Below are 12,992 nucleotides of genomic sequence, written 5' to 3'. Positions count from 1 at the left end.
AGTTGCGCATTACAACGGATTACTTGCCTGATTCTCTGAACCTGCCACCCGGTTCAAACCGGTGGCCGCTGGCCTGTGCTAGCGTTTCCCCACCGGGGAACAATGTATTCCCCACCCGACATGACCCCGCGACAACAACCGATGACTGGCAGGTGAACCATGGAACTACGCATCAACCAGAAGACCTACCAGGTCGAGGCGGACGCCGACACGCCCCTGTTGTGGGTGATCCGCGATGACCTAGGGCTGACCGGCACCAAGTATGGCTGCGGCCTGGCCCAGTGCGGCGCGTGTTCGGTACTGGTCGACGGCAACGTGGTCCGTGCCTGCGTCACCCCGGTGGCCGGCGTGGTCGGCCGCGAGGTCACCACCATCGAAGCGATCGAAGCCGACCCGGTCGGCCAACGGGTGGTCACAGCGTGGGTCGACCACCAGGTGGCTCAGTGCGGCTACTGCCAGTCCGGCCAGGTGATGGCGGCCACCGCGCTGCTCAAGCACACGCCCAAACCCAGCGCCGAGCAGATCGACGCAGCCATGGTCAACCTGTGTCGCTGCGGCACCTACAACGCCATCCATGCCGCCATGCACGACTTGGCCCAAGGGGAGCAGGCCTGATGAACACACCCGTCGATACCCCTGCCGAACTGCTCGGCCTGCAGCGCGGCGAAACGGTCAACCTGTCACGCCGTCGCTTCCTCGCCGGCACTGCCGTGGGCGCACTGGTGCTGGGCTTCGGCCTGCCGGTGGGCGTGCCGCGGGTGCAAGCCGCCGCCGTGGCCACAGCAGAACGCGGCACCCAAGTGCCAGCGTTTCTGGAAATTCGCCCAGACGGTACGGTGCGCCTGCTCAGCCCGTTCATGGAAGGCGGCCAGGGCCCGTTCACCGCTATGGCCCAGATCGTCGGTGAAGAGCTGGACGTGGACCCCGCGCACTTCGTGGTCGAAAGCGCGCCACCCGGCGAAGCCTATGTGGTGATGGAAAACGGCATGCGGATTACCGGCGGCAGCATGTCGGTACGCATGAGCTACCCCACCATGCGCCGCTTGGGCGCCCTCGCCCGGGCCATGTTGCTGCAGGCTGGCGCCGAAAAACTGGGGGTGCCAGTGGCCGAACTGTCGAGCACCCCGGGTAACGTGGTACATACCACGAGTGGCCGCTCGGTGCCTTACGGCGAACTGGCCGGGCGGGCCATGGACCTGCCGGTACCCGACCCGGCCAGCGTCAAGCTGCGCGACCCTGGCCAGTTCCGCTGGATCGGCAAGCCGGTTCGGCGCCTGGATGCCTACGACAAATCCACCGGCAAAGCCCAATACTGCATCGACATCAAGGTGGACGGCATGCTCCACGCCGCCGTGCAGCATGCGCCGCGCCTGGGCATGACCGTTGGCAGCCTGCGTAACGAAGGCCAGGTCAAGGCAATGAACGGCGTGCACTCGGTGCATCAGTTGCCAGGGGCGGTAGCGGTGGTCGCTGAACGCTGGTGGCACGCCAAGCGCGCCGTCGAAGCCCTTCAAGTCGACTGGCAAGAGCCAGCTGCCGACAGCACGCTACGGGCGATGCCGGCTGATTTTTCCAGCGACGGCTGGCGCGAGCACCTGGCCACGGTCGACGGCCCGGCGCGCGATGAAGAAAACGAAGGCGATGTAGCGGGTGCCTTGGCCAATGCCAAGACCCGGGTCGAGGCCAGCTACCACAACCAGTACCTGAACCATGCCCAGCTGGAGCCACCGTCGGCCCTTGCCCGCTTCAATGCCGATGGCACGCTGGATGTCTGGCTGCCCAACCAGGCCCCAGACATGTTCCGTGACGACATCGCCCAACGCACCGGCCTGCAAACCAGCCAGATCAACCTGCACTCGCCTCTGTTGGGCGGCTTCTTCGGCCGCCACTTCCTGTACGAATCGGCCAACCCCTACCCGCAGGCCATTGCCCTGGCCAAGGCGGTGGGCCGGCCGGTCAAACTGATCTGGAGCCGCGAAGAAGAGTTTCTGCGTGATGTACTGCGCCCGGTCGCCGTGGTGAAGTTCCGCGCAGGGCTCGATGCCGACGGCCTGCCGGTGGCCATCGAAGCGGTCAGCGCCACCGAAGGCCCGACCGAGGCCCTGGCGGGCAAGCAGGGCGACAAGGTCGACCCCACCGCGCTTGAGGGGCTGTCGGGCAAGGCCTATGCCATCGCCAACAAACGCATTGCCCAGGTCTATGTCAAAGGCCCGGCCATGCTCGGCTACTGGCGTTCGGTAGGCAACTCGCTGAACGACTTCTTCTATGAGTCGTTTCTAGACGAACTGGCCGACAAAGGTGGCAAGGACCCGTTCGAACTGCGCCTACACCTGCTGCGCGACAACCCCCGGCTGACCACCCTGCTGAACGCGGTCGCCGACTTGTCCGGGGGCTGGAAGCGCGGGCCGTTCACCGCCGAAGATGGCAGCAAGCGGGCCCGTGGCGTGGCCATGGCCTCGCCCTTCGGCTCTCACGCTGCCGTCATCGCCGAAGTCTCGATGGAGAACGGCCAGGTCAAGGTGCACGATATCTGGCAGGCCATCGACCCCGGCAGTATCGTCAACCCGGCCATCATCGAGCACCAGGTCAATGGTGCGGTGGCGTTGGGCCTGTCGCAGACGCTGGTGGAAGAAGCGGTGTACGTGGATGGCAAGCCGCGCGCGCGCAATTACGACCTGTACCCGATCCTGCCGCCTTCGCGCATGGCACGGGTACATGTGCGCATTGTCGAAAGCGGGGCGAAAATGGGCGGCATTGGCGAACCGCCCCTGCCCGCAGTCGCGCCGGCAGTGGCCAACGCGGTGGCGCAACTGACCGGCCAGCGCGTACGCAGCCTGCCAATGAGCCGCCACACCTTCAGCTGACGCACAAGGATTGCCCCATGACCCATCGTTTCGCAAGAACCGCTGGTTGGCTGGCGCTGCCGTGCCTGATCGCGGCGGGCCTGCTGGCCTGGTATGTCACCCGCGAGCCCGCTTCGCCGTTCACCGACGCGCAGGCCGACACCGCCGCCGCAGCGCTGGTCAGCCGTGGCGAGTACGTGGCCCGGCTCAGCGACTGCGTCGCCTGCCACAGCCTGCCAGAGGGCCAACCGTTCGCCGGCGGGCTACAAATGGCCACTCCGCTGGGGGCCATTCATGCCACCAACATCACCCCCGATCGCGACACTGGCATCGGCGCCTACAGCCTGGCGGACTTCGACCGCGCCGTGCGCCACGGCGTGGCGCCCGGTGGCCGGCGCTTGTACCCGGCCATGCCCTACCCCTCGTACGCCAAACTCAGCGACGACGACGTAAAGGCCCTGTATGCGTTCTTCATGCACGGCGTGCAGCCGGCCAAACAAGCCAACCTGCCCAGCGATATCCCGTGGCCGCTGAACCTGCGCTGGCCCATTGCGCTGTGGAACGGCCTGTTCGCCCCGACCGCGCCGTACACCGCCCAGGCGGGGCAGGACGCGCAGTGGAACCGAGGTGCCTACATCGTCCAGGGCCCTGGCCACTGCGGCAGTTGCCACACGCCGCGTGGCCTGGCGTTCAACGAAAAGGCCCTGGACGACAGCGGCACAGCGTACCTGGCCGGGGCATTGCTCGATGGCTGGTATGCACCGAGCCTGCGTGCGGACCACAACACCGGGCTGGGGCGCTGGAGCGAAGCTGAAATCGCCCAGTTCCTCAAGACCGGCCGCAACCGCCATGCCGTGGTATTCGGTTCGATGACCGAGGCATTCAACAACTCCACCCAGTTCATGACTGACGACGACCTGGCCGCCATCGCCCATTACCTGAAGTCGCTGCCCGGTGACCCTCAGCGCGATGGCTCGCCCTGGCAGTACCAGGCGGTGTCGGCTGCCGAGCGGCTGGACGCCCCCGGGGCGCACACCTACGTGACCCGCTGCGCGTCGTGCCATGGCCTGGACGGCAAGGGCCAGGCGCCATCGATGCCACCACTGGCCGGGGCTACATCGGCTTTGGCCAAAGAAGACGCGTCGGCGATCAATATCACCTTGAACGGTTCACAGCGGGTAGTGTCTGCTGGAGTGCCTGATGCTTACCGTATGCCGGCCTTTCGCGAGCAACTGGGGGACAAGGAGATCGCCGAAGTGCTGACGTTCGTGCGCTCGGCCTGGGGCAACCATGGCGGCGCGGTGGACGCGCAGGCGGTAAGCAAGTTGCGCGGGCACACCGACCCGGCCAGCAGTAGCCCCATCATCTTGCATATGCGCTGAAGGGGGCATGCCTGAGCCAACCTTCTCGACAGTGTTGTAATGGAGTTTCCATGGAAAGCATCGACCTGCTGGTGCTGCGCACCACCCGCGACTGGCTTGCCGGCGGCCACCGCGCCCTGCTTGCCACGGTCGCCCGTACGTGGGGCTCTTCACCGCGCCCGGTCGGCTCGATGATGGCGCTGCGCAGCGATGGCCGGGTGGTTGGCAGCGTATCCGGTGGCTGTATTGAGGACGACCTGATCCACCGCTACACCAGCGCCTATGGCGGCCCCGGCATGCCCAGCGGCCAGCCGCAGGTGGTGCGCTACGGCGTCAGCGCCGACGAAGCCCACCGTTTCGGCCTGCCCTGCGGCGGCACCCTTGAACTGGTGCTGGAGTTCGCGCCCGCGTTGTCGCACCTGGAACAACTGCTGGCCAGCCTGGACAGCGGCAACCTGATGTGTCGCGAACTCGACTTGCACACGGGTGCTGCCAGCCTGGTTGCCACCGCTACCCCACAACTGTTCAGGTTTGATGGCCAGCGCCTGTGCAGCACCCTTGGGCCTGGTTACCGCCTGCTGCTGATCGGTGCTGGCGCCCTGGCCGAGTACCTCGCAACCATGGCCCTGTTCAACGGCTTCAGTGTCTCGTTGTGCGACCCGCGCCCGGAATACACGGCAGGCTGGAGCATCCCCGGCGTTACCCTGCTGCCAGGCATGCCAGACGATGTGGTCCGTGCCTTCAAGGCAGATGTGCGCAGCGCCATCGTTGCCGTCAGCCATGACCCCAAGCTGGACGACCTGGCCTTGCTCGAAGCCTTGCACAGCCCGGCCTTCTACATTGGCGCCATCGGCTCGCGGCGCAACAGCCAACTGCGCCGTGAGCGGCTGATCGAGCATTTCGGCGAAAGCGAAGCGTCGCTACAGCGTTTGCATGGGCCGATAGGCATCTATATCGGCAGCAAGACCCCGGCGGAAATTGCCGTCAGCGTGATGGCCGAGCTGCTGGCGGCAAAAAATGATGTGCATTTGCCTGGCGCGGTCAACGTCAGCAACGCCAAGGAAGCCGAGCAGCTGGCCCACGCGCTGTAGCAACGGCCTGCGCACGACCTGTCATTGCCATTGCTCCATGTTCTGCTTCAACAACTGCTGCGGCAGGGCTCCGCCCACGATCCTGGCCATTTCCCGGGCCAGTGCTGCGCGCAGCTGTGGTTGGTTGCAGGGTGAATTATGCGAAATGGCCAGGTACAACCCTTCACTGGAGACCGGTGGCTGCAGTACCTGCACGGCACCGCCAATACCCAGTGTGCGCGCCAGGGCCATGCCTGGGTACTGTTCGTAAACCACGTAGGCACTGCGCTTGTGCACCAGTTTTTCGAACGCCTGGCGAGCAGTGGGTACCGCTTCGAGCGTGAGATGAGCCTGCGCGTACTCATCGAACTGCTGGCCATGGCTGTTGTTCACCAACGTACCGCCCTTGCGGCCCTTCAGGTCCGCCCATTGCCGGTAGGCAAAGGCGTCACCCTGGCGCACCCAGACCACGCTGGGGGTGGCCAGGAACGGTGGCTCGATGAAGTCCATGTGCTGTTGCCGCGCCTCGGTGCGAAAGTACCCGGCCAGAAGGTCGATCCGACCAGTGCGCACTTCTTCCTGCGCGCGTGACCACGGCCCCGCGTAAACCACGTCGATCTCCAGCCCGAGCTGCTTGCCCAGGTGCTTGAGCAAATCGGCATTGGCACCCATCAACTGCTGCGGGTTGCGCGGATCGCGCCACAGGTAAGGCGGGTATTCCGGGTTACCGGTGGCGGTCAGCCGTCGGCATGTGTCATCGGCTACCGCCGCCAGGGGCAGCAGCATCAGGCACAACAAGGGCAAGGCGTGGCGCAGGCAACGCTTGATCATCAACGACCCTCGGCAGTTGTAACTTCGCCGCCCCGCTGGGTGACCAATGGCTTGAGCAATGCTGGTCGGCTGCATCAGGTGTGGGGCTGCATACAGTCTGGACCATCAGAGGCCGACTAGCGGACCTTTTATGGGCAAAAAAGGAGTGCGGCCCATCGCCGGCAAGCCGGGCTCCCACAGGAAGCAGTGCAGACCTCAAGCTTTGCGCCCCCTGTGGGGGCTGATGGGCTGCCAGCAGGGCCTAACTGACCTGCCGCTTGGCCGCCTTCTTGGCGATGGCCTTCATGCGCGTGGCCGCCCGCTGCACGGTCGCCATCTTCTCGGGGCGCTTCATGCCCCGCCATTTGCGGATTTCCTCGCGGGTACGACCGCAGCTCACGCACAGCTCACTGTTGAGCTGGCACAGCGAAACGCAGGGGTTGTCGATGTCTTTGGCCATATGCCGTTCAGCCGGGTAATTCAGCCCGCGCGCGCGCGCCAGCATCCTTGAACACTTTGCTCACTTCATCGGCCTTGACCTTGTTGACCGAGTAGGCGGCCACCAGCTCGTCGACAACGCGTAGACCTTGTTCCAAGGCCGTCTGCAATTGGTCGGCGTCGCTAGCGTCAGCGATATCCCCAAGGTAAGGCGCGATGAGGTAAACGTAACGGTCTTGCAGCTTGAGCGCTTCCAGCGCATCGAGAGCATGCTGGAACCGCTCGGCTGCGGCAGGGCTCATGCTCAGTTTATCGAAATGAATCAGGCTCACACGGTCAGTGGCCATTATTACGAATCTCCGTTTCCTGGTACGGCCGGGCCCGCACGCGACAGCGCTTCTACGGTGCTTGATGTGCGGCCCCGGGTAATGCTCACCAGCGTACCAGAAGCCGAGACAGAAAGGGCCAATGCCCCCAGAACTAAAAGTATTTGCCAAGTCGCGCAAGGGCAGCCCCAGGACGCTATCGGGACAGGTGCCGGCGCCGACCGCGCAGGATAATCCCGCCAGCACTCCACCCGGCCGAGGCGCCAACGCCCTCGGTAGCTCACACAACTACAAGCCTGCACGAACAGGCAAGCCACACAGGGGCCTCAGCATTCATGGTAAAGGAACACATCAACGAAACACTTGACCTTGGCGTTACCGACCCCTCGAAAACCGCAGAAGCCCGCCAGGACCGGCGCTTCGAGGGCAAGCTGGACTGGGTGGTCTTCGGTTTCACCAGCATCCTGGCCATCGCTTTCGTGCTTTGGGGCTTCATCAACCAGGCCAGCCTGGCGCGCAGTGCCTCCACCGCTCAATCGTGGGTCATTCTCAACTTTGGCTGGTTCTTCGTACTGACCTCCACCCTGTTCGTGGTGTTCGTGCTGTGGCTGGCCGCCAGCCGTTACGGGCGGGTACCGCTTGGCCGTGATGGCGAACAGCCAGAGTTTCGCACGGTGTCCTGGGTGGCGATGATGTTCAGTGCCGGCATGGGTATCGGCCTGATGTTCTTCGGCGTGGCCGAGCCGCTGTCGCACTACGTGTCACCGCCGCCCGGCTCGGCCAGCGGGCAGACCAGCGAAGCGATGCAGGTCGCGATGGCGACCACCCTCTTCCACTGGACCTTGCACCCTTGGGCCATGTACGCCATCGTCGGCCTGGTCATCGCCTACGGGACCTTCCGCCGGGGCCGCTCACAGTTGATTTCCGCGGCCTTCCGGCCGTTGATCGGCAAGCACGCCAACGGCCCGCTTGGCCGGCTGATCGACATGATGGCAATCTTCGCCACGCTGTTCGGCTCGGCGGCCTCGCTGGGCCTGGGCGCCCTGCAGATCGCCGGCGGGTTGGAATACAACGGCTGGATCGAAAGCCCTGGCAAGCTGTTCTACATCTCCATCATCACCCTGCTGACCATCGCCTTCGTCTCGTCGGCGGTATCGGGCATCGGCAAGGGCATCCAGTGGTTGTCCAACATCAACATGGTGCTGGCCCTGGTGCTGGCGCTGTTCGTGTTCATGGTCGGGCCGACCCTGCTCATGCTGAACCTGCTGCCGACCTCGCTCGGCATCTACATCAAGATGCTGCCGGAAATGATGGCCCGTACCAACGCCAGCGGTGGCGAGCAGATGAACAGCTGGCTGGCCGGCTGGACAGTGTTCTATTGGGCCTGGTGGATTTCCTGGACGCCGTTCGTGGGCATGTTCATTGCCCGCATCAGCCGTGGCCGCACCATCCGCCAGTTCGTTACCGGCGTGCTGCTGGTGCCGAGCCTGGTCAGCCTGGTGTGGTTCACCATCTTCGGCGGCGCGGCCGTCGATGCCCTGCGCGAAGGTGCTTTCCAGCTGGCCAACGGGGCAGTCAACAGCAACCATGCGTTGTACCAGTTGCTGGACAGCTACCCACTGGCCTCGGCGACGTCAGTGCTGGTGATGGTGCTGGTGGGCATCTTCTTTGTCTCGGGCGCCGACGCGGCGTCGCTGGTGATGGGCACGCTGTCGGAGCACGGCACCACTGCACCTTCACGGCGCACGGTGATCTTCTGGGGCGCGCTGACCGGGACGGTCGCGGCCATCATGTTGGCGATCGGCGACCCACGGGACCCTGGCGAAGCGCTGACCGGGCTTCAGAACCTGACGATCGTGGTGGCCCTGCCGTTTGTGGTGGTGATGGTGCTGCTTTGCCTGGCGCTGTACCGCGACCTGCGCAAGGACCCGATGATGCTGCGCCAGCTGCGCGGCAACGAGCTGATCGAAAAAGCCGTGCTGTATGGGGCGGTGAAGCATGGCGAAGAGTTCTATATCGTGGTGCAGGAGAAAAAGGCGTCGGTCAAGACGGCGCAGGCTGCGAGCGAAACCGCAGACACCTGAACCCGCGCAGCGGTAACGGCTACTGCCCAAAAAAGGCGCCCCACAGGGTAATGCCTGTCAGTTGAGCGTTACTGGGGCTGCTTTGCAGCCCTTCGCGGGCACGCCCGCTCCCACAGGTTTGGCGCTGAACTCAAGAACTGCGCGATCCCCTGTACTGCCCCAAATTACTTAACTGACTTGCATTGCCCAAGGGGCGCAAAACATTCACCCAAACCAAAGGAGCTGGAAAGCTACCAAGGTGAATTCACAGGATCGACAGTGGGTACTCGACGATCAGCCGCACTTCGTCCAGGTCCGACTCGAACGCCGTGGCGCGGGTGGTGGCCTGGCGTACGCGCAGCGCCAAGTCCTTGGCCGCACCGCTCTGCACCACGTACTTGACCTCGATATCGCGCTCCCAGCGTTTCTGATCGGTCAGCGGGTTGCCATCGGCACCCCGGCGCATATATACGGCGTTGGCGTTGCTGTAGTCCGCGTCGCTACCTTTGCCGTAGCGGGTCATGAACGACAACCCACGCACGCCATAGGCCGCCATGTTCAGGTCATAGCGCAGCATCCACGAACGCTCCTTGGGCGAGTTGAAGTCGCTGTACTGGATGGAGTTGTCGAGGAAGATCGAGTCGGCCTGGCGCAAGTAATCGAAGTCGTCGTCGCCATTGTTGCGCTGGTGGGTGAGCGCAAGGGTGTGGGCACCGAAACGCACGCCCAGCTTGGCACTCCAGATATCGTTGTCGAAAGCACCCAGGCGCTGGCGCCCCTCGTCCACGGCCTTGTAGTAATTGAAACCGCCAATCAGCGCCAGTTGCTCGCCAAGCGGCCAACTCAGGCTGGTGCCGGCGTAGTACTGGTTCCAGACATCCTTGAGCCGGCTGCTGAACAGGCTGACACTGGCATATTCGTTGAGGGTGTAGTCGCCGCCGCCGTAGGCGATCCAGGGCGAGTCCACCGGGCCGCCGTAGAATGTGGCGAAGTTTTCCCGCATGCCGCTGGACATGGGCTGGCTCATGGCATGCAGGCGCCCCGCCTGCAAGGTCAGGTCCTTGATGCTGGTGTTCTCCAGGGTCGCGCCCCGAAAGCTCTCGGGCAACAGCCGTGAGTCGCCTGCGGCGACCACCGGGTTAACCGGAAACACATCGCCCACCTTCAATACCGTATCGAAGAGGCGCACCTTGGCTGCGCCGCCAACCTTGGTGTATTCATCGCGCGCCTGGCCGTCATGGTCCACCGGCAATACATCGAACGAACTGCGCCCGCCGTTACGGCCGCCGCCGGTATCGAGCTTGAGGCCGAGCATGGCGAACGCGTCCACGCCGACACCGACCGTGCCTTGGGTAAAGCCCGACTCGAAGCGGGCGATCACGGCGTGAGCCCAGGCCTCGGAGTAGCCATTGTCAGCCGCTTTGCGCGGGTTGTGCGTGGGCGCTGCAGCGTCGCGGTTGTCACGGTTGAAGTAGAAGTTGCGGTTGAGCACATCGAGGGTGCTACCTTCGATGAAGCCGTCCGTGTTCTTTTCGGCGGCCAGTGCCTGGCCACCGACGCTGGCCAAGGCCAGGCATGCAGCCAGTTTAAGGGGATATCTGCAAGTCATCGGATGCTCCTTGAACGTCGCATTTGTTTTTATGTCGGCGTTGCGAGATTGCCCCTCGGCAGATAACGCCAGGATGATCCCCGCATTACAATTGCGTCATCGGCGGCGCCCCGGCACGGCTTGGGCGCTGCAACATCCTGCAGACATTTCCGACGCCAGGCAGTGAACCTGCTGACAAAAAAAAGGTCATTCGCTGACGGTCAACTCACCGACCGGTTCATCGGCCCAGTCACCGGCCTACTTTTTCTCCGTTGCAGCGAAGACCAACATGCCCGATTCCCGCCCAACCGCCTCCGCCCTCCCTGCCCTGCGCGGCAGCCTGATCGCCGCCCTGCTGGCGCTTGCCGCACCCGTGCATGCCGAAGAGCCCTCCAGCGACGCACGCTGGGTCAGCGACAGCCTGAGCACCTATGTGCGTAGCGGGCCGACCGACGGCCATCGCATTGTCGGCACCCTCAAGTCCGGGCAAAAGCTGACCCTGCTTGGCAGCCAGGGCAAGTACAGCCAGGTGCGCGGCCAGAATGGCGACGTGGTGTGGATCCTCAGCGATGACCTGCAGGCGGTTCCCGGCCAGAACGAACGGCTGCCGCTGCTGGATGCGCAGGTGACAGAGCTCACCGGCCAACTGAAGACCATCGACGACAGCTGGAAAAACCGCGTGCAGGGCATGCAGGAAACCCTGGACTCCCGCAAGAAGCTGATCGATGAGCTGGAGGCACGCAACAAGGCGCTCAACGAGCAATACGACCAGAGCCAGTCGGAGCTGCGCGACACCCAGGCGCGCCTGGGCGATGAGAACAAACAGGTGATGATGCGCTACATGGTCTACGGTGGCAGCATCGCCGGCGCGGGCCTGCTGGCGGGGCTGATCCTGCCGGCGCTGACCCGCGGGCGCAAGAAGAATGACCGCTGGTTCTGAACGGCGTCAGGCACCGCGCTGCGACTGCAGATCTTGGAACTTCGCCAGCTCTTCGCGGCAGAACGCCACGAACAACTGCGCCGGCTTGGTCAGCTGTACACGCTTCAACCAAGCCGCGGCCAGCCCCGACAGCGCCACCGGCTCGGTGATGTCCAGCATGACCAGGCGCTGGCCGTCGTAGGTGTAGGGCGAATGCGGCCGGGTGACCAACAGCGAAAACCCGAACCCCTGCCCGACCATGCCGCGCACCATCTCGATCGAGGGCGAACTGAAGACGATGTTCGGCGTGAGGCCCAGTTCGTTGAACAGGCTGACGAAGTAAGTACGGCTGGGCGCCACGTCCAGCAAGATCATCGGCTCCGGGCACAGGTCGCGCAGCGAGACCTGGCCCTGGCTGGCAAAACGGTGGTTCTCCGGCAGCAATACGTACGGTTTTTGCGGCGGCATCAGCGGCTCGGCCTCGATGGTGCCATCGAGGTCGTGATCATAGAGAAACGCCAGGTCGAAGCTCCCTGCGGTCAGGCCCTGGATCAGGTCCTGCTGCTCGCCGTCGCGCAGGCGGATATCCACGCCAGGGTAGCGCTGGCGGAAACCAGCAATCAGCCGTGGCAGGTACAACGGCGCCACGGTTTCGAAGCAACCGATATCGATTTGCCCGGCAACGGTGTCATTGTCGGCCAGGGCGTTTTGTTCGAACTCATGGGCCATTTGCAGCAGCGACTTGGCCTTGGCGTAAAAGCGCTTGCCGCTGGGCGTCAACGACACACCCTGAGCATGGTGGCGGATGAACAACTGCACCCCGAAGCTTTCCTCCAGGCCTTTGATGGCCGTGGAAATCGACGGCTGGGCGATGTAAAGCTGGCGCGAAGCCTCCGCCACGCTACCGGCTTCTACCGTGGTGACGAAGTACTTGAGTTGTCGCAGGGTATAGGCAGCCACGTTTACCTCTCTGGCGCCGGCCTGGGCGCACGGGAATCGGGATCATGGCTGACACTTTACCCCCGCAGGGGCCCGGGCGGTGGCTGGCGGATCAAGCATTTGCCTATGGCTTGAGCAGGTTTTCCCTGGGTAGGCTCAAGCGCACTGGTCAAATGGCCGTCAGCGTCTTTACTGATGCTTATCGACCCTAGGCATACGGTGTGCACTCATGAAGATCGTCGTCACCAGCATCCTCGTCGACAATCAAGCCAAAGCCCTTGCTTTCTACCATTACGTACTCGGTTTCGAGCCCAAGCAGGACATCCCCATGGGCGACCACCGCTGGCTGACCCTCACCTCGCCCAACGACCCCAACGGCGTTGAGTTGCTGCTGGAGGCAGATGACCACCCGGCGTCCAAAACCTACAAAGCTGCACTCAAGCAAGCGGGTATCCCCGCCACCTCCTTCGCCGTGCGTGACATTAAGGCAGAGTATGCCCGGCTCTGCGCCGCCGGCGTCCAGTTCACCCAGCCCCCTACCGACAAGGGTGCGGTTACCCTCGCGGTGTTCGATGACACCTGCGGCAACCTGATCCAGATCACACAGAAGCACTAACCCCATGCCGCTATGGCAA

The 12,992-nt window shown here is 64.0% G+C and carries 12 protein-coding genes; 7 read left to right on the top strand and 5 right to left on the bottom strand.

Annotated features, from left to right (window positions below):
• Window positions 1–159 precede the first annotated feature (159 nt).
• From AACG97_RS11625 to AACG97_RS11610, 4 genes are read left to right on the top strand one after another with little or no spacing between them, the layout of a single operon-like run.
• Window positions 160–615 (top strand): (2Fe-2S)-binding protein, encoded by a 456-nt coding sequence (locus AACG97_RS11625; RefSeq protein ID WP_009686563.1) that lies wholly within the window; start codon window positions 160–162, stop codon window positions 613–615.
• Window positions 615–2,864 (top strand): xanthine dehydrogenase family protein molybdopterin-binding subunit, encoded by a 2,250-nt coding sequence (locus tag AACG97_RS11620; RefSeq protein WP_197884834.1) that lies wholly within the window; start codon window positions 615–617, stop codon window positions 2,862–2,864. The genes AACG97_RS11625 and AACG97_RS11620 overlap by 1 nt, the downstream gene beginning before the upstream one ends.
• A gap of 17 nt (window positions 2,865–2,881) precedes the next feature.
• The gene (locus tag AACG97_RS11615) at window positions 2,882–4,225 is read left to right on the top strand and encodes a c-type cytochrome (RefSeq protein ID WP_225785597.1); all 1,344 of its coding nucleotides are present in this window, start codon (window positions 2,882–2,884) and stop codon (window positions 4,223–4,225) included.
• Between the two features lie 50 nt (window positions 4,226–4,275).
• On the top strand, window positions 4,276–5,295 hold the full coding sequence (locus tag AACG97_RS11610) for an XdhC family protein (RefSeq protein WP_047149645.1): 1,020 nt from the start codon (window positions 4,276–4,278) through the stop codon (window positions 5,293–5,295).
• A gap of 21 nt (window positions 5,296–5,316) precedes the next feature.
• On the opposite strand, the gene AACG97_RS11605 is transcribed toward AACG97_RS11610, so the two are convergent.
• From AACG97_RS11605 to AACG97_RS11595, 3 genes are all read right to left on the bottom strand, one after another.
• Window positions 5,317–6,105 carry a substrate-binding periplasmic protein gene (locus AACG97_RS11605; RefSeq protein WP_054903951.1) on the bottom strand — a complete coding sequence of 263 codons (789 nt, stop codon included), beginning with the start codon at window positions 6,103–6,105 and terminating at the stop codon, window positions 5,317–5,319.
• A gap of 241 nt (window positions 6,106–6,346) precedes the next feature.
• Window positions 6,347–6,544, bottom strand: coding sequence for a DUF1289 domain-containing protein (locus tag AACG97_RS11600; RefSeq protein ID WP_029887314.1), 198 nt, complete (start codon window positions 6,542–6,544; stop codon window positions 6,347–6,349).
• Between the two features lie 7 nt (window positions 6,545–6,551).
• Window positions 6,552–6,869: a hypothetical protein gene (locus AACG97_RS11595; RefSeq protein ID WP_197884831.1), complete on the bottom strand. Its 318-nt coding sequence runs from the start codon at window positions 6,867–6,869 to the stop codon at window positions 6,552–6,554.
• A 314-nt stretch (window positions 6,870–7,183) separates the two neighbouring features.
• On the opposite strand from AACG97_RS11595, the gene AACG97_RS11590 reads away from it, so the two are divergent.
• Window positions 7,184–8,932, top strand: a complete 1,749-nt coding sequence (locus AACG97_RS11590) for a BCCT family transporter (RefSeq protein ID WP_047149647.1) — start codon at window positions 7,184–7,186, stop codon at window positions 8,930–8,932.
• A 244-nt stretch (window positions 8,933–9,176) separates the two neighbouring features.
• Here AACG97_RS11590 and AACG97_RS11585 read toward each other — a convergent pair whose 3' ends face one another.
• Window positions 9,177–10,520 carry an OprD family porin gene (locus AACG97_RS11585; RefSeq protein ID WP_197884830.1) on the bottom strand — a complete coding sequence of 448 codons (1,344 nt, stop codon included), beginning with the start codon at window positions 10,518–10,520 and terminating at the stop codon, window positions 9,177–9,179.
• Window positions 10,521–10,788: 268 nt separating this feature from the next.
• Between AACG97_RS11585 and AACG97_RS11580 the strand changes: the two genes are divergently transcribed.
• The gene (locus tag AACG97_RS11580) at window positions 10,789–11,439 is read left to right on the top strand and encodes a TIGR04211 family SH3 domain-containing protein (protein ID WP_225785598.1); all 651 of its coding nucleotides are present in this window, start codon (window positions 10,789–10,791) and stop codon (window positions 11,437–11,439) included.
• Window positions 11,440–11,445: 6 nt separating this feature from the next.
• On the opposite strand, the gene AACG97_RS11575 is transcribed toward AACG97_RS11580, so the two are convergent.
• A complete protein-coding gene (locus tag AACG97_RS11575; RefSeq protein ID WP_009686550.1) occupies window positions 11,446–12,378 on the bottom strand; it encodes a LysR family transcriptional regulator in 933 nt (310 codons plus the stop codon).
• A gap of 208 nt (window positions 12,379–12,586) precedes the next feature.
• Between AACG97_RS11575 and AACG97_RS11570 the strand changes: the two genes are divergently transcribed.
• Window positions 12,587–12,973, top strand: a complete 387-nt coding sequence (locus tag AACG97_RS11570; protein ID WP_197884828.1) for a VOC family protein — start codon at window positions 12,587–12,589, stop codon at window positions 12,971–12,973.
• The last annotated feature ends 19 nt before the right edge of the window (window positions 12,974–12,992 follow it).

It is taken from the genome of Pseudomonas sp. Nvir (genome assembly GCF_963778085.1).
Classification (GTDB): domain Bacteria; phylum Pseudomonadota; class Gammaproteobacteria; order Pseudomonadales; family Pseudomonadaceae; genus Aquipseudomonas; species Aquipseudomonas juntendi.
This window is presented reverse-complemented; position numbering and strand designations above follow the sequence as displayed.

Excerpts from the sequence above, each read along its gene's own strand:
- AACG97_RS11585 (WP_197884830.1), bottom strand. The coding sequence starts at position 10,520 with ATGACTTGCAGATATCCCCTTAAACTGGCTGCATGCCTGGCCTTGGCC.
- AACG97_RS11580 (WP_225785598.1), top strand. The coding sequence starts at position 10,789 with ATGCCCGATTCCCGCCCAACCGCCTCCGCCCTCCCTGCCCTGCGCGGC.
- AACG97_RS11570 (WP_197884828.1), top strand. The coding sequence starts at position 12,587 with ATGAAGATCGTCGTCACCAGCATCCTCGTCGACAATCAAGCCAAAGCC.
- AACG97_RS11590 (WP_047149647.1), top strand. The coding sequence starts at position 7,184 with ATGGTAAAGGAACACATCAACGAAACACTTGACCTTGGCGTTACCGAC.
- AACG97_RS11620 (WP_197884834.1), top strand. The coding sequence starts at position 615 with ATGAACACACCCGTCGATACCCCTGCCGAACTGCTCGGCCTGCAGCGC.
- AACG97_RS11600 (WP_029887314.1), bottom strand. The coding sequence starts at position 6,544 with ATGGCCAAAGACATCGACAACCCCTGCGTTTCGCTGTGCCAGCTCAAC.
- AACG97_RS11615 (WP_225785597.1), top strand. The coding sequence starts at position 2,882 with ATGACCCATCGTTTCGCAAGAACCGCTGGTTGGCTGGCGCTGCCGTGC.
- AACG97_RS11605 (WP_054903951.1), bottom strand. The coding sequence starts at position 6,105 with ATGATCAAGCGTTGCCTGCGCCACGCCTTGCCCTTGTTGTGCCTGATG.
- AACG97_RS11595 (WP_197884831.1), bottom strand. The coding sequence starts at position 6,869 with ATGGCCACTGACCGTGTGAGCCTGATTCATTTCGATAAACTGAGCATG.
- AACG97_RS11610 (WP_047149645.1), top strand. The coding sequence starts at position 4,276 with ATGGAAAGCATCGACCTGCTGGTGCTGCGCACCACCCGCGACTGGCTT.
- AACG97_RS11625 (WP_009686563.1), top strand. The coding sequence starts at position 160 with ATGGAACTACGCATCAACCAGAAGACCTACCAGGTCGAGGCGGACGCC.